General features: G+C 58.3%; 15 protein-coding genes and 1 pseudogene. 8 read left to right on the top strand and 8 right to left on the bottom strand.

Annotated features, from left to right (window positions below):
- Nucleotides 1-76: 76 nt before the first annotated feature.
- Nucleotides 77-1024, top strand: a complete 948-nt coding sequence (locus tag AC13Q5_RS29975; protein WP_488504156.1) for a 2-hydroxyacid dehydrogenase — start codon at nucleotides 77-79, stop codon at nucleotides 1022-1024.
- Nucleotides 1025-1034: 10 nt separating this feature from the next.
- Entirely contained in the window at nucleotides 1035-2066 is a 1032-nt protein-coding gene (locus AC13Q5_RS29970; protein ID WP_488504155.1) for an L-idonate 5-dehydrogenase, read from the top strand.
- Nucleotides 2067-2129: 63 nt separating this feature from the next.
- On the opposite strand, the gene AC13Q5_RS29965 is transcribed toward AC13Q5_RS29970, so the two are convergent.
- Complete coding sequence (locus AC13Q5_RS29965) at nucleotides 2130-2549, bottom strand: GlcG/HbpS family heme-binding protein (protein ID WP_457880593.1); 420 nt, start codon at nucleotides 2547-2549, stop codon at nucleotides 2130-2132.
- Nucleotides 2550-2639: 90 nt separating this feature from the next.
- On the opposite strand from AC13Q5_RS29965, the gene AC13Q5_RS29960 reads away from it, so the two are divergent.
- Nucleotides 2640-3530 (top strand): SMP-30/gluconolactonase/LRE family protein, encoded by an 891-nt coding sequence (locus tag AC13Q5_RS29960; protein ID WP_075855857.1) that lies wholly within the window; start codon nucleotides 2640-2642, stop codon nucleotides 3528-3530.
- Nucleotides 3531-3720: 190 nt separating this feature from the next.
- Here the strand turns inward: AC13Q5_RS29960 and AC13Q5_RS29955 are convergent, their stop codons facing one another.
- Nucleotides 3721-3924, bottom strand: coding sequence for a hypothetical protein (locus tag AC13Q5_RS29955; RefSeq protein WP_457880592.1), 204 nt, complete (start codon nucleotides 3922-3924; stop codon nucleotides 3721-3723).
- A gap of 327 nt (nucleotides 3925-4251) precedes the next feature.
- On the opposite strand from AC13Q5_RS29955, the gene nrcR reads away from it, so the two are divergent.
- The gene (gene nrcR / locus AC13Q5_RS29950) at nucleotides 4252-4608 is read left to right on the top strand and encodes a transcriptional regulator NrcR (protein WP_075855941.1); all 357 of its coding nucleotides are present in this window, start codon (nucleotides 4252-4254) and stop codon (nucleotides 4606-4608) included.
- A gap of 95 nt (nucleotides 4609-4703) precedes the next feature.
- On the opposite strand, the gene queE is transcribed toward nrcR, so the two are convergent.
- From queE to AC13Q5_RS29930, 4 genes are all read right to left on the bottom strand, one after another.
- The gene (queE, locus tag AC13Q5_RS29945) at nucleotides 4704-5432 is read right to left on the bottom strand and encodes a 7-carboxy-7-deazaguanine synthase QueE (RefSeq protein ID WP_488504154.1); all 729 of its coding nucleotides are present in this window, start codon (nucleotides 5430-5432) and stop codon (nucleotides 4704-4706) included.
- A complete protein-coding gene (gene queD, locus AC13Q5_RS29940; protein WP_075855854.1) occupies nucleotides 5429-5785 on the bottom strand; it encodes a 6-carboxytetrahydropterin synthase QueD in 357 nt (118 codons plus the stop codon). Before queD ends, queE begins: the two co-directional genes overlap by 4 nt.
- The gene (gene queC, locus AC13Q5_RS29935; RefSeq protein ID WP_488504153.1) at nucleotides 5785-6495 is read right to left on the bottom strand and encodes a 7-cyano-7-deazaguanine synthase QueC; all 711 of its coding nucleotides are present in this window, start codon (nucleotides 6493-6495) and stop codon (nucleotides 5785-5787) included. Before queC ends, queD begins: the two co-directional genes overlap by 1 nt.
- Nucleotides 6496-6661: 166 nt before the next feature.
- The gene (locus AC13Q5_RS29930; protein ID WP_488504152.1) at nucleotides 6662-7768 is read right to left on the bottom strand and encodes an aldo/keto reductase; all 1107 of its coding nucleotides are present in this window, start codon (nucleotides 7766-7768) and stop codon (nucleotides 6662-6664) included.
- Nucleotides 7769-7908: 140 nt separating this feature from the next.
- Here AC13Q5_RS29930 and AC13Q5_RS29925 point away from each other — a divergent pair, with 140 nt between their 5' ends.
- Both AC13Q5_RS29925 and AC13Q5_RS29920 read left to right on the top strand, forming a co-directional pair.
- Nucleotides 7909-8805: a LysR family transcriptional regulator gene (locus AC13Q5_RS29925; RefSeq protein ID WP_488504151.1), complete on the top strand. Its 897-nt coding sequence runs from the start codon at nucleotides 7909-7911 to the stop codon at nucleotides 8803-8805.
- A gap of 261 nt (nucleotides 8806-9066) precedes the next feature.
- A complete protein-coding gene (locus AC13Q5_RS29920; RefSeq protein WP_083961445.1) occupies nucleotides 9067-9474 on the top strand; it encodes a helix-turn-helix domain-containing protein in 408 nt (135 codons plus the stop codon).
- A gap of 182 nt (nucleotides 9475-9656) precedes the next feature.
- Here AC13Q5_RS29920 and AC13Q5_RS29915 read toward each other — a convergent pair.
- A pseudogene (locus AC13Q5_RS29915) lies at nucleotides 9657-9958 on the bottom strand (transposase family protein); the annotation flags it as partial.
- A 167-nt stretch (nucleotides 9959-10125) separates the two neighbouring features.
- On the opposite strand from AC13Q5_RS29915, the gene AC13Q5_RS29910 reads away from it, so the two are divergent.
- A complete protein-coding gene (locus tag AC13Q5_RS29910) occupies nucleotides 10126-10650 on the top strand; it encodes a DUF1993 domain-containing protein (protein WP_488504150.1) in 525 nt (174 codons plus the stop codon).
- A gap of 141 nt (nucleotides 10651-10791) precedes the next feature.
- On the opposite strand, the gene AC13Q5_RS29905 is transcribed toward AC13Q5_RS29910, so the two are convergent.
- Entirely contained in the window at nucleotides 10792-12084 is a 1293-nt protein-coding gene (locus AC13Q5_RS29905; protein ID WP_488504195.1) for a TadE/TadG family type IV pilus assembly protein, read from the bottom strand.
- A 499-nt stretch (nucleotides 12085-12583) separates the two neighbouring features.
- Between AC13Q5_RS29905 and AC13Q5_RS29900 the strand changes: the two genes are divergently transcribed.
- A complete protein-coding gene (locus AC13Q5_RS29900; RefSeq protein ID WP_488504149.1) occupies nucleotides 12584-14662 on the top strand; it encodes a putative bifunctional diguanylate cyclase/phosphodiesterase in 2079 nt (692 codons plus the stop codon).

The following is a 14662-nucleotide window of genomic DNA, read 5'->3' as shown; positions in this document are numbered from 1 at the left end:
GTTTTTTATCTCGACAATGGTCGCCTCCCTTGTTTATGTTATCGATAACATTTGATGTCAAGGGAGGATGCATAAGATGAACAAGCCACCGATCCTGCAGATTGGTCCCTACCCGCAATGGGATCAAGAGCCGCTCGACGCAGCGTTTCAGGTTCATCGCTATTTCGAGGCTGCCGACAAAGAAAAGTTGCTCGCCGACATCGGACCATCGATCCGGGCCATTGCGACGCGCGGCGAGCTTGGCGCCAACCGCGCGATGATCGAGGCCTGCCCCAGACTGGAAGTTATTTCGGTCTATGGCGTTGGCTTTGACGCCGTCGACCTGCAGGCCTGCCGCGAGCGCGGTATCCGCGTCACCAATACCCCTGACGTACTCACCAACGACGTCGCGGACTTGGGGATTGCGATGATGCTCTGCCTGTCGCGTGGCATGATCGGCGCGGAGACATGGGTGCGCGACGGCAGCTGGGCGCAGAAGGGACTTTATCCTCTCAAGCGCCGCGTCTGGGGACGGCGTGCCGGCGTGCTCGGCCTCGGCCGCATCGGCTTCGAAGTCGCCAAACGCCTGAAGGGCTTCGACATGCAGATTGCCTATTCGGACGTCGAGGCAAAATCCTACGCCTCCGGCATGAGCTTCGTGGCCGATCCTGTCGAGCTTGCGACGCAATCGGATTTCCTGTTCGTCACGCTCGCCGCCTCCGCGGCAACCCGGCATATCGTCGGTCGGAAGGTAATCGAGGCCCTCGGCCCGGAAGGTATGTTGATCAACATCTCCAGGGCCTCCAATATAGACGAAGAGGCACTGCTTGACGCGCTGGAGACCGGTAAGCTCGGATCGGCCGCGCTTGACGTCTTCGAAGGCGAACCGAAGCTCAATCCGCGCTTCCTGGCGCTCGACAATGTGCTGCTGCAGCCTCACCATGCATCCGGCACGGTGGAAACACGCAAGGCCATGGGTCAGCTGGTGCGCGACAATCTCGCTGCTCATTTCGCCGGCCAGGCCCTGCCGACACCCGTTCTTTGAGGAGAAAGACATGAAGGCCATCATCGCCCACGCCGCCAAGGATGTGCGGATCGAGGATTATCCGGAGGAAGAACCGGGTGCGGGAGAAGTCAAGCTGAGGCTCGCAACCGGCGGCGTCTGCGGCAGCGACCTGCATTACTACCATCACGGCGGCTTCGGCACCGTGCGCCTGAAGGAACCGATGATCCTCGGGCATGAGGTCAGCGCGACGGTGACTGCGCTCGGCCCCGGCGTAGAAGGCCTCGAGGTCGGCCAGCTTGTTGCCGTTTCTCCCTCCCGCCCCTGCCGGACTTGCCGCTATTGCCTGCAGGGCTTACCCAATCAATGCCTCAACATGCGCTTCTATGGCAGCGCCATGCCCTTCCCGCATATCCAGGGTGCGTTCCGCGAGACGCTCGTCGCCGATGCCATCCAATGCGTGCCGGCCGATGGCCTGACCCCGGGTGAAGCGGCCATGGCAGAACCCTTGGCCGTCACGCTCCACGCCACCCGGCGTGCAGGCGAGATGCTCGGCAAGCGCGTCCTCGTGACCGGCTGCGGCCCGATCGGCGTGCTCTCGATCCTCGCCGCACGCCGCGCGGGTGCCGTCGAGATCGTGGCGACCGATCTTTCGGATTTCACCTTGTCGCTTGCCAGGCAAGCGGGTGCCGACAGGGTCATAAATACGAAGGACGAGCCCGAAGCGCTTGCCGCCTATTCCACGGACAAGGGCACTTTCGATGTGCTCTACGAATGCTCGGGCGCTGCAGCTGCCCTTGCCGGCGGCATTTCGGCACTGAGACCGCGAGGCATCATCGTACAGCTTGGTATCGGCGGTGACATGAGCCTGCCGATGCTGGCGATCACGGCCAAGGAACTGGAACTGCGCGGTTCCTTCCGTTTTCACGAGGAGTTTGCCGTCGGCGTCGATCTGATGCGCAAGCGCCTCATCGATGTGCGACCGCTCATTACCCATACCGTACCGCTCGCGGACGCCATCAGCGCCTTCGAGATCGCTTCGGATCGAAGCAAGGCCATGAAGGCACAGATCGCCTTCGCCTAAAGCGGAAGCGGCGCGAAATCCACCCGATCGAAAACGGAAACGGATTTCGCGCTCACAGCCGGTCTAGTCGAGATCGGCGCCAATCGCATCAAGGGCAGCACGGGCAACCTGCTCGTCCTGCTCTCCGGAACCAGAACCGACACCGATACCGCCGACAAGCGTGCCGCCGACGCGGATCGGCAAGCCGCCGCGCAAACCCGTCATCCCGCCATGGGTAGCGATTGCCAGCGGCACTCGCGCATGTTCCGGCAGCGAATGGCTCGGCCCACCGATGGAAGCAGCCGTCTGCGCCTTGGCGGTGGCGCTTTTCAGCGACTGAAAACGCGAACCGCGCATGCGGAAGGAACCAAGCGTCACGCCAGATTGATCGACGATGACGATGCATTGCGGCTGCCCCATCTGCGAAGCAGCCGAGATCGCAGCGGTCAACAATGTCATCACCCCTTCGTCGCTCAAGACACTCGACGTCACAACATGGCTCATGCACTATCCTCCCGACTTGCGGACTCAATTGAATATGTTATCGATAACACATCGATCTCTCGATGTAACCTTATGGGAGGTATTGTTACAATGTCGTTCTTCGAGATCATGGACCCGGCCTTCGGGAAATTTGTTCTTGGCAATGCTCCCGTCAAGCAGATCGCCACCGGTTTCGACTGGGTGGAAGGGCCTGTCTGGTTCGGAGATATGAACTGCCTGCTCTTCTCGGACATCCCCAACAACCGCATCATGCGCTGGATACCGGGACTCGGCACCAGCGTCTTTCGCGAACCTTCGAATTTTTCGAACGGCCATACGCGTGATCGGCAGGGCCGCCTTGTGAGCTGCGAGCATGGTGGCAGACGCGTCACGCGTACCGAATATGACGGCTCGATCTCGATCGTCGCGGATAGCTATCAGGGCAAACGCCTGAATTCGCCCAACGATGTGATCGTTGCCTCGGACGGCGCTATCTGGTTCACCGATCCGCACTACGGCATTGCGACGGATTACGAAGGATATAGAAGTGAGCAGGAACTGCCATGCAATGTCTACCGGGTCGATCCCTCCGGCTCCATGCAGGCCGTCCTGACGGATTTCAATTGCCCGAACGGGCTTGCCTTCAGTCCCGACGAGACGAAGCTTTATGTTGCCGATACCGGTCGCATGCATGGCGGCGATCCGCAGCACATCCGGGTCTTTAATGTCGGCGAAAACTGGCGACTGTCCGGGGGCGAGGTGTTCCATGTGATTTCGCCGGGCTGCGCTGACGGCATGCGCCTCGACAGCGATGGCAATCTCTGGTCGTCGGCGGCCGACGGCGTGCATTGCATCGCGCCCGATGGTCATCTCATGGGCAAGATCCTGGTGCCGGAAACGGTCTCCAACCTCTGCTTCGGCGGTCGCGGCAAGCACAAGCTTTTCATGACGGGCACCACCAGCGTCTACGCGATCTCGCTCAACCGAAGCGGCGCGCTTTAACGCCAGCCGCGACCACGTTGCGAAACGATTCGTGGAGTGACGCAGCAATGAAGGCAGCTTATCGAGGCTCCGGAAAAAAGGCAGCGATTTTGGGCTGCTTGAATACCGGCAAGGAGGCTCACATACGCAAATGCCGCAACGACAATCGCCCGGGATCATCTGGCGATTGTCGCTGTCGGATAGCGGGATATCAACGCAAGTCGGCTTGCGGTATCGAACGTGTCGCCACATGCGCGATCGATGAAAAATTCGCGGACAAGGCGTGTTCTTGCCGGCGCGCCGCGTCCTGCAGCAGGTCTGCCATCCGGGTGACGGATATGCGATCTGCGCGCATGACCTGGCGGATCAGCGGATCTTTGAGAACTTCGGCGATCGTCAAGTCCCTTTGGGTCATGGTTACCTCCTGTTCGTTAGCGCAGAAGATAGACCGCTTAATTAGCACTGCGATGTCAAAAGCCGGACAAAAACAAGGCAGTTCGTTCGATTTTGTTACAGATTCATCGCAAATCGATTGGAGCGACATATTCCCAAAATACAATAGGACCCTAGTTGTCGGCTAAGGAAGGGTTGATCAATTGCGATCAACCTAAGTGGGAGGGCCGTTTGCTCCGCGAACGCGCAACGTTTTTGCAATAATTTAGACCATAATTTTGCAACTTTTGCGTTTATAGTCTCGCGATGCTGGGGGCTCTATAGTGTAACACCAATGATTGGCCGCGCGATGTACTCAGATCAGTCCACAGAAGACGAGCGTCTCATCTATCATGCAGATCTTCTCAGCCAGCTCTCCAATCCCAAGCGCCTGGAGGTCTGTATTCATCTGTCCGGCCATGAGGAAGATGTGAACAGCCTGGCCAAGAAGCTGGGCATATCGCAGTCGGCGCTCAGCCAACACCTGACCCGCCTGCATCATTCCGGCATCGTGAAAGTGCGCCGTCACGCCCAGTTCAGATATTATACCTGCGATCATCCGGGCGTCCTGCAGATCCTGAAGACGCTTGCCGAGCTCTTCGATGCCGAACTCAAACCAGCGACATCGAATGCCGGCGACAACGACTCTTACGACGAAAAATCATGACGTAGCGTCGATGCGGCTTTGCTGGTTTCGGCCACCAAGTGCAATTTCGGATGTCGTTCGATGGCGCAGGCACGATATGGCCCGACCGCAATTACTCAAACACCGCGCCTGTTTCCCCAGATGATCACATGCAATTGCGGCAGCACCCTTGCTTCGAACCATCGGTCATTGCCGACCTTTTCCACGAGCCAGCGCATGCGCTCGACAATGCCGTCGATATCGACAAGGGCATCTTCCGCATCGGCTGGCGGCGGCGTGTGATTGCCGGGCTGCAGATAAACAGGCAGATGTGAATAGCGAGTGGCCGCCTCTCGCGCATATTCATAGTCGAGATCGTCGAATATGACGATCTTCAGGGCGATTTGCGGTCTTTCGCCTGCCATGCGCAGACAGTCGTCGAAGGCGGCCCAGTTCGTCGCCATGCCGCTCGATGGCGGCTTAGGGCTGAGCACAAGCACATCAAGTTCGGCGAACCACTCCTTGGCCAAGCTCCCTTGAGTCTCCAGCGCGAAGCGATATCCCTCAGCATGACCGCGCGCAATCAGCGGGCCGAGCGGCTGGATCGCGGGATTGCCGCCGGAGAGCGAGATGGTGAGCGGCTTGCCGCCGGAAAGCCTCATCACCTCTTGCCAGATCTCATCGACCGACATCGGCTGCCATTGGTCGCGATAGTCGCTATCGACCGCATGCAGCGTATCGCACCAGGAGCAGCGATAATCGCAGCCGCCGGTGCGAACGAAGATCGTCGGGAGGCCGATCAGGATCCCCTCGCCCTGGATCGTCGGCCCGAAGATCTCGCTGACCCGAATGCGCGCTTCGCTCATGGCCGGTATTCCGCCCAGGTCTTCGGCGTCTCGCTGACCCGCACGGCGGATGCCTCCGGCAGTCGTTCCTTGCACCAGTCGTAGAAATGCCTCGCGAGATATTCGGATGTGACGCGATCGTGTCCGAAGACCTCATTCAGGTGACGATGATCGAAGGTTTCGTCGATATAGCGCTTTAGCGGCTGTAGCTCATGATAGTCTCGCACGAAACCGTTCTCATCCAGTTCGGCTGCAGAAAGCTCCACCACGACGATGTAGTTGTGCCCGTGCATGCGCGCGCACTGATGATCATCGGGCAGGTGCGAGAGTTGATGCGAGGCGGAGAAGTGGAATTCCTTGGTGATGCGGTACATCACTTCACCTCTTCGGCCGAAAAGCCTGATGTCGCGGCGACCCAGAAATCGGCATCCTCGTATTCGGTCGGATCCGCAATGCCGGCGAGATGAAAGGCTTCGCGCCGCTCGACGCAGGTGCCGCAGCGGCCGCAATGACGTTTCCCGCCCTTGTAGCAGGACCAGGTTTCGGCAAAGGGGATCTTATGCCTGTCACCGTCGGTAACGATATCCGCCTTGGAGATCGTCACATAGGGCGCATAGAGCGAAACGCTGGCATAGCCGTCGAGCGCATGGTTCTGCATCTGCTGGAAGGCGTCGATGAAACCGGGGCGACAGTCGGGATAGATGAAATGATCGCCGCCATGAACCGCAACTGCAACCGCATCCGCCTTCTGCGCAGCCGCAAGCCCAAAGGCGATCGCCAGCATGATCGCATTGCGGTTCGGCACGACCGTCGCCTTCATGGTTTCCTCGGCATAGTGCCCGTCCGGCACCTCGATGTCATCGGTGAGCGCCGATCCGGTCAAGTGCTTGCCAATGGCGGTGATGTCGATGATCTCATGCGGCACGCCGAGGCGCTTGGCGCAGGCCGCGGCAAATTCCAGCTCCTTGCGATGCCGCTGGCCGTAGTCGAAGGAGACGAGTCCGATAAGCTGATGTTCGGCTGCGACCTTCTGGGCGAGCGAAACAGAGTCCAATCCGCCGGAGCAGATGACGATAGTCTTCATATTGTATGATCCCTTGTTTTGACCGGGTGGGCTGCGACCGGATTTCATGGCTTTTCGAAGCCACGGCGGGGTCTCTAGCAGCAGAAACGGGAGGAAACAAGGCACTCGCATCTTTTCATGACAACGCGCCGGCACCTACAGGCGCGTTGCCATATTCGCTGGGCCGTCAGCTGACGCCCGCAAACTTCCCCGAGATATTCAGATCCGGGTAGTAACCCGCCGGCTTGCCGCCGACCGTTTGGCCGCCCGTTAGGCTGCCCTGGATTTCCGGCCCGAAGAAGGAATAAGGGAAGGTCGGCTGCAGGGCGCTGACCTCGTCCAGACGCCGCCGCAGCTCGGGCGGTATTTTGAATTCCAGGGCGCCAAGATTGTCCCTCAGCTGCTCCAGTTTCGTGGCGCCGATGATAATCGAGGCAAGACCGGGCTGGGTCATTGCCCAATTGACGGCCACCTGCGCCATGCTGCGGCCGAGCTCGGCCGCCACCGTCTCCAGCTCGGCAACGATCGCCCAATTGCGTTCATTGAATTTCTGGAACCCCGGATTGGCCGTGCCACGCACGGTTTCGAGCCGGCCGGCGGTCTCCCCTTTGCTGCTTGGACGATATTTGCCGCTGAGCAGACCGCTCGCAAGCGGGCTCCAGGCCATGATGCCGGCGCCGTAACGCGTTCCGAACGGCACGAATTCATTTTCGATGTTGCGTTCGGCCAGCGAATATTCGAGCTGAAGTGCAGAGATCGGCTCGTAGCCGCGATGCTCGGCGACCGCCTGGGCTCGGCTGGCATACCATGCCGGAACATCGGACAGACCGACGTGCCGCACCTTTCCCGAGCGGACAAGGTCGTCGAAAGTGCGCATCACTTCCTCCGGCGGCGTCAGGCGATCCCAGCAATGCATGAGATAGAGATCGATGTACTCAGTGTTCAGCCGCTTCAGTGACCCCTCGACGGCCCGCAGGATATTCTTGCGGCCATTGCCGGCCGCATTCGGCGTTTGCGCAGTAAGGTTCATGGTAAACTTGGTGGCGATGACGGCATCGTCGCGCAAGCCGCGCTCAGCGATGAACTCACCGAGCCACGCCTCGGATGTACCGCCGGTATAGGCATCGGCGGTATCGAAGAAATTGCCGCCGGCATCGACATAGGCATTGAAGATCGCCCGCGCCGTCTCCTTATCTGCCCCCCAACCCCATTCGGTGCCGAAGGTCATGGTGCCAAGGGCGAGCCGCGTTACCTTGAGCCCGCTATTGCCCAGCGTATAAAATTCCATGCTCATCGCCATGCTCCTCTCTGGCTAACCGGGCTATGTTCAGGAAGCGAACAGGCCCGCAATGACGTGATGCGCTTAGATTCGCTGCTTTCGGGCTATTCGATAAGATCATTTAATTCGCATGCATTATGCGATATCGTGCAGCAATGGACCGCGATCTACTGACACATCTGCCCATCGTCGCTGCCGTGGCCCGCCGCGGAGGGTTTGCCGCCGCCGCCAGCGAACTGGGCATGAGCGCGTCAGCCGTCAGCCATGCCGTTCGGCTGGTGGAAGAACGGCTCGGACAGCCCCTCTTTGCGCGCACAACACGCAGTGTGGCTCTAACGGAGGCCGGCAAGAGCCTGATCGCCACCATCACGCCAGCGCTACAGGACATTCATGACCGGATCGAGCGCATCAAGGCCGTCAAGGGCAGGCCAAGCGGCCTGTTGCGTATCAACGCTTCTCGTATCAGTCTGCCGTTGGCGGTCACCCGCGTGATCGCAGCGATGGCCGAACGCTATCCCGAAGTCGAAGTGGAAATCTTCTCCGACGAGAGATTGACCGATATTGTCGCGGAAGGTTTCGACGCCGGCATTCGGGTCGGTGAAATGATCGCACAGGACATGGTCGCCGTTCGCCTCACCCCGCCTTTCCGATCGATCGTGGTTGCTTCGCCCGGATATATCGCGCGTTTCGGGCGTCCAAATACGCTTGCAGATCTCTCCGATCACAATTGTATCGGCTACCGTCTGATCCGCTCCGGGGGCCTCTATCAATGGGAATTCGTCGAGGATGGGCGGGATGTCGCGGTGACGGTGAGCGGCCAGGCGATCGTCACCGAATCGCATTCGGCCATAGAACTGGCTATTGCGGGCGTAGGGTTGGCTTATGCCTTCGAGCCGCTGGTGAGGACGGAAATCGCATCCGGCAGACTTGTCCAGCTTCTAAGTGACTATGCGGTGACGGAAGCAGGCCTCTTCCTCTACTTTCCACGCCGTGCCGAACTGGCTCCGAAGCTTAGGGCCTTCATCGACACGGTGCGGCAGGTCAATCGCTGAGTCGGCTTTCGGCCAGGCGAAAATCGCCATTTGCTTCCTATCGACACGCTAACGAATGGTCAAATCGCGCAGGCATTGTACCAAATACGCATGAAATGCAGCGCTGGATCGCGATCCAGGTGAATCGCGATTGCCGTCTTCCATGGCACTCGGCAGTCATAGTCCGTAAGCTTCGCCAGCGAAGACTTGCAGGAGTTCCAGGGCATTCGCATGACCTCCTGCGAGTTCGATAGGCGGCTTCCCGGTCTGAAAGAGGAACTCGTGCAAGATATTTCGAAAAGAAAGCCGCCTAGCCCGATCGATGTCGAAGTCGGCAAACGCATTCGTGCGCAACGGCGCATGCTGGGCATGAGCCAATCGGCGCTCGCCGAAAAACTGGGCCTCACGTTTCAGCAGGTTCAGAAATACGAAAAAGGTGCCAACCGCGTCGGCGCAAGTCGCCTGCAACATGTTGCCGACTGTCTCAGTGTCCCGATCTCGCACTTCTTCGATAATGCAGCTTTCGATAATCCTGTTTCGACCGAGGAAGCACGCGCGATCCGCAACGATCTCGTCGGCTTCCTTTCGTCCGAAGAAGGTATCGAACTCAATCGCGCCTTTGCAAAGATCAAGGATGCGCGGACGCGTCAGAAGATCGTGGGCCTGCTCAAGTCGCTGGTCTTGACCTAGGACATAGAGTCATTGCCGTTCAGCCAGATGCGGATTGCGACGCGTTTGAGAGCGGTGAGACGGCTCTCGGCCAGCTTGTCGTATCAGATTGCGGTGCGGCGGAATTGCTTGGCTTTGTCGAAGACGCGCTAGACCAGGCCCAGCATCCTGTAGAGGAGCGGGCTGAAGCAGACCGGGCTCTACGGTTGGCCTTGCGCGTCGACAAGCGCATGGATTTTGTTGTCAGCGCGCCCATGGACCGACCGAGACAATAATCTCGATCACCCTTTTTGCCGTCGCGCGCTGCTGATGGACGCGAACCATGGACGTATCGATCATTTGCAACTTAATAGCCTCGGCAAGGGCATCCATGAGGCGGTCCTAAACGCCTGCTTTGCGCCATCGGACGAAGCGATTATGGCCTCCAGAAGATGCCGTTCAGCACATGGTGGTCATATGCGCGCGGCACGCTCAGGGGGTCGTCGGGGAGAAGCGGTTCGATCACGCGCCGTTCTCAGTCAGCAGGATCATGTCGGCGCATGTATCGCATGAAACGGATTTCGCCGTGACATGAAAGCCGCCATTCGGCTACCGACCCCATTGCGGACACTGACGCAGTCTGGTTCTCTGACCGAGAGCAGATTTGCAAAATCGCCGAAGAGAGCGACGCTAATGTCAATTTCACTCTACGATCTCAGTGTGCCGACCTTCTTGCAGACCGTGAATGCTCTTGCGGGTGTTCTTGATCGCGCAGTCGAGCATTGCGCGAAGACGGGTCACGACCCCAACGACTTCGTGGAAGTTCGCTTGATTGATGACATGACCCCATTTCATTTCCAGGTCGAGGCAGCATGGCATCATGCCGTGTGGGGGCTTGAGGCTGCGCGGACGGGTGCATTCACGCCGCCCGCACTTGCGGGGCCGGTTCCATTCGACGATTTGCGAGGGATGATGGAAAAGGCGAAAAGGGCGCTGGAGGCATACGAGCCTGACGAGGTAAATAGCTGGGCGGGCAGGCATTTGGATCTTCGGATCGGTCCCCGCAAACTCGCCTTTACGTCTGAGACGCTCATTCTGTCGTTCTCGATGCCCAACTTCTATTTCCACGTTGTCACGGCCTACGACATCCTGCGGATGCGCGGCGTTCCGATTGGCAAGCGAGATTATGAAGGGCAGCTGCGTACACGCTTATATTAGCAGACAACTCCGGGAAAAGTGTGCCGCAGCTTTCCATCTACAACTATGCAAAAACAAGCGATGGAATGGTTTGTGGGTTCAGCGAAATGCCGAACTGCTTCAAGCTTCTTCGCCTCCGCAGTCCTTTGCCGGCCTCTGCAGTCAACTTGTGATGCGTGGCGTGCGAATGACCTTCAGGAACAAGGCGTTCATCGCATCCGTGATACCCTGTGTCGGGCTGACCTCGAAATAGAGGCCCGGCGAAGCGCAATTCTGCAGATTAGTGCCGATTTGCGATTGGAACGGCGCAATCCATTGATTGTACCAGCCATTCGTCGGCAAGGGAAAATAGGTCGTATAGAGAATAGCGATCTTGACGTTCTGGTTTTTCAACGGCTGACAGAAGGAACTGACGAGCGGCTCCTGGCAACGTCCGTTCGTCGTCGGCTTGGTGCAAGTGCTGGGCTTGTAGCTATCGCCGACACCATCGGTAACCAGGAACAGAACCTTTTGGCGATCGGTGCTGGTCGTACCACCGCCGCCTGTGCCGATAATCGGCGCGAGCTGCGTCAGCATCGTATCGAAGCTCGTATCCTGGTCGTTGTTGTCGCCCTGTCCTCGAACAGCCATCAGATCCACGTTCTTGCTGATGGCACTGCTAACCTGCGCCATATCGGATGACAGCGCCGATACGTTGGTCAAGCCAATTGTCGTGGTGTCTTTACCGAATGTATAAACGGCCATTCTGTACTGATCGGGTGTCACCCGGTTCTTCACAGCGGTATCCGTAAGCGACTGTGTCGCCTGCCCGACGACATTGATGCGGGTCTTGACGCCAAGGTTCTTTGCAAGATTGTAGTAATTGTTTTGCGTCGTGGTGTCGTGGCATGCAAAGGCGCAGCTGTCTGACGTATTTGCCACCATTGTCTTGATATCTCCCAAGGTGGCACCGATCCCCATGGATGGCGTGTTGTCCAGCAGCATGTAGAAATCCATGAAATTTGCCGTCTGATACTGCGCGGATGCTGAACCGCTGACGGGAATGGATGTCTTTCCGATAACCTGGCTAAGCGTCGTTGGCACGTTCGCCGAAAAATTGACCGTCGATGAGACGATATTTCCCGTGCGCGTTATCGCGGCGCTGACGCTGACCGGTATGTTCTGGAGATCGCTTGATGCCTGGCCGAGAAAGAGCTTGTTGGCGTCACTTTGACCGATCGCAACGGTGCCGTCGCTTGTCATTGCCATGGCAGCAGCAACAGCCGGAGACGAATCCGCGATTGCGCCGACGGCAGCCGCATCGGCGGCATTCTGCAACTCGGTGCGCACAAGCATAGCATTGGTGACATCGAGCGCCAGGCCACCTACCGCGATCAACGGAACGGCAACCAGTGCCGTCGTGATCCCGAAATTCCCCGACCGGTCCGCAAATAGCGTCCCTGAAAGCTTGCGCAATGCACCGAGCGACTGTGGATAAATCCTGAATCTCTTCACGAGCAAGCTCTCTATAGTATAAGTTGTAATTCCAAAACACTCGCGAATTGAAAGTATTATCACTTTCAAATATACTTATTAATATTATAGATCGGAAATATTTAAATTCTCATAAGGGCAACTTTCCCATTTATACTGCAGATATTCAGGGGAAATTTACCAAGAATCCACAATAGATTCGCCGATCCTGCAGGTGAAGCAAATAGAAAATTGATACTGTACTCTCGGCGCGGCGACCCGAAATCGAGCATAAACCGACCATTTCATGGAAAAAACATGTGCCGGCATGCAAGATCTGCGCGACATGAATGCGCAAAAATAACGTAAAAATTGCAAATCCACTCCCTTATCTTTACCTGATTTTCAGTGTTTACCCGCGAAAGCAATCGCCATCGATTTCGGGTGCGACCGCCGTCGTTGGAACAGCTCTCACCCTGATGGCTATAGTTGGGATCTTTGCGTGCGCGTTCTTTCCTGCATCTTTACGGAACACAATCTGTGGCTCGTTCTTCTCGCGGCGTTTGTCTGTGTCAGCGGCGGCTGGATTACGCTCAACTTGCTCAGGCGAGCCGAAAAGACGCGCGAACTTCAACGTGGCGGCTGGATCTTCCTGACAGCTGTGGCGGCCGGGTCGTCGATCTGGTGCACACATTTCATCGGCATGCTGGCATATGAAGTCGACGCACCGGTCACTTTCGATCCCATCCTGACAATGGCTTCCTTTCTGCTGGCTGCCATCGGCTGCGCCGGCGGCTTTACGATCGCATTGTCGCGCCTGCCGCGCATCGCACCGGAATTCGGAGGAGCCGTCGTTGGCCTTTCCATCACCGTCATGCACTACACCGGCATGCTGGCCTACCACGTCGACGGCATCGTCGAGTGGAACCAGGCCTATGTCATCGGCTCCGTGGTGCTTTCGGTAATCTTTTCGACGCTTGCTCTCAATCAGGCAGTCCGCCGGCCTTGGGGGCTTTCCCCAATCGCCAGCCTCGCCCTCTTCGTCATCGCCGTGGTCTCACTTCACTTTACGGCAATGACCGCCGTATCGGTCACCCCGCTTGCAACTGGCGCCGCCATCGCGGACACCTATGCGTTGCAGGCCATGGCTGTTGCCGTTGCCGGTGGAGGATTGCTCATCATCGGCACTGGCGTCGCAAGCTATATGATCGATGAACGAGCCTCGCGCGAATCCATCGAGAAGCTCCAGCATATGGCGCTCAACGACCTGCTGACGGGCCTGCCCAATCGCAGCAGTTTCGCCGATCATCTCCAACGCGAGATGGACAACGCCAAGGAAGATGGCGTGAAGCTCGCGGTTATCGGCATCGACCTCGATCGCTTCAAGGAGATCAACGACCTGCGTGGACACAAGGCCGGCGACCAGGCATTGAAGGCAATTGGACGCCGGCTACTGCGCCTCGTCAGGGATGGCGAATTCGTCGCCCGTGTCGGTGGTGACGAGTTCGCCGCGGCCAAGCGCTTCGGCGAGCAGAGCGAGCTGCTGGATTTCGTCGCCCGGCTGGAGAAGGTCCTGTTTGAACCGATCCGGATCGACGATTTTGAGACGGTGACGGGCGCCAGCATCGGCGTCGCGGTCTATCCCGACGATGGCATCGATCAGGAGCGCCTCGTCAGCAATGCCGATCTTGCAATGTATCGCGCCAAGGCCGATATCGGCCGCGCCGTCTGCTTTTATGAATCCAGAATGGATGAGGCCGCCCGCGCCCGCCATACGCTCGCACAGGACCTGCGTCGTGCTGTCGAGCTGGATCAGCTCGATCTGCACTATCAGGTACAGACCTCCGTTCGCACGGGGCAGATCTGCGGCTACGAGGTCCTCGTCCGCTGGCATCATCCCGAGCGCGGAGCCGTGCCACCTTCGGAATTCATCCCCATTGCCGAAGAGAGCGGCACGATCCTTGTCATCGGCGAATGGGTGTTGCGCACGGCCTGCAAACAGGCCGCCTCATGGGACCAGCCCTACAAGATCGCCGTCAATCTTTCGCCCGTACAGTTTGCCCACGCCGATCTTGCCAAGCTCGTCCATACGATCCTTCTCGAAACCGGCCTGTCGCCATCGAGATTGGAGCTGGAAATCACCGAATCCACCATCATTGCCGACAAGAGCCGAACGCTGCATGTGCTGCGGCAAATCCGAGCTCTCGGCGTGACCGTTGCGATCGATGATTTCGGCACCGGATATTCCTCGCTCGATACGTTGCGTTCCTTCCCCTTTGACAAGATCAAGCTCGATCGTTCCTTCATGAACGAGGTGGATCACAGCATTCAGGCAAAAGCGATCGTTCGCGCTGTGCTCACGCTCGGCAAGAGCCTCGAGATTCCGGTGCTGGCGGAAGGTGTGGAAACCAACCACCAGCTCGAAATCCTCCGTGTCGAAGGCTGCGATGAGGCTCAAGGCTTCTTCCTTGGCCGGCCGAAGCCTGTCGGACAGATCTTTCATGAAAAGCCTATCGCCGAAGAAGACGAGGCTTCCGCATTTTCCGGCCGGGTACCGCCCCAGCGCATGCGCCGCCGCTAG

The sequence above is a fragment of the Martinezella sp. CNPSo 3964 genome, from assembly GCF_057784375.1.
The sequence above is the reverse complement of the archived record's forward strand: the minus strand, read 5'-3'. Positions and strand labels throughout refer to the sequence as shown.

Coding starts and splice junctions, on each gene's coding strand:
- AC13Q5_RS29975 (WP_488504156.1), top strand. CDS start 77: ATGAACAAGCCACCGATCCTGCAGATTGGTCCCTACCCGCAATGGGAT.
- AC13Q5_RS29970 (WP_488504155.1), top strand. CDS start 1,035: ATGAAGGCCATCATCGCCCACGCCGCCAAGGATGTGCGGATCGAGGAT.
- AC13Q5_RS29965 (WP_457880593.1), bottom strand. CDS start 2,549: ATGAGCCATGTTGTGACGTCGAGTGTCTTGAGCGACGAAGGGGTGATG.
- AC13Q5_RS29960 (WP_075855857.1), top strand. CDS start 2,640: ATGTCGTTCTTCGAGATCATGGACCCGGCCTTCGGGAAATTTGTTCTT.
- AC13Q5_RS29955 (WP_457880592.1), bottom strand. CDS start 3,924: ATGACCCAAAGGGACTTGACGATCGCCGAAGTTCTCAAAGATCCGCTG.
- nrcR (WP_075855941.1), top strand. CDS start 4,252: ATGTACTCAGATCAGTCCACAGAAGACGAGCGTCTCATCTATCATGCA.
- queE (WP_488504154.1), bottom strand. CDS start 5,432: ATGAGCGAAGCGCGCATTCGGGTCAGCGAGATCTTCGGGCCGACGATC.
- queD (WP_075855854.1), bottom strand. CDS start 5,785: ATGTACCGCATCACCAAGGAATTCCACTTCTCCGCCTCGCATCAACTC.
- queC (WP_488504153.1), bottom strand. CDS start 6,495: ATGAAGACTATCGTCATCTGCTCCGGCGGATTGGACTCTGTTTCGCTC.
- AC13Q5_RS29930 (WP_488504152.1), bottom strand. CDS start 7,768: ATGAGCATGGAATTTTATACGCTGGGCAATAGCGGGCTCAAGGTAACG.
- AC13Q5_RS29925 (WP_488504151.1), top strand. CDS start 7,909: ATGGACCGCGATCTACTGACACATCTGCCCATCGTCGCTGCCGTGGCC.
- AC13Q5_RS29910 (WP_488504150.1), top strand. CDS start 10,126: ATGTCAATTTCACTCTACGATCTCAGTGTGCCGACCTTCTTGCAGACC.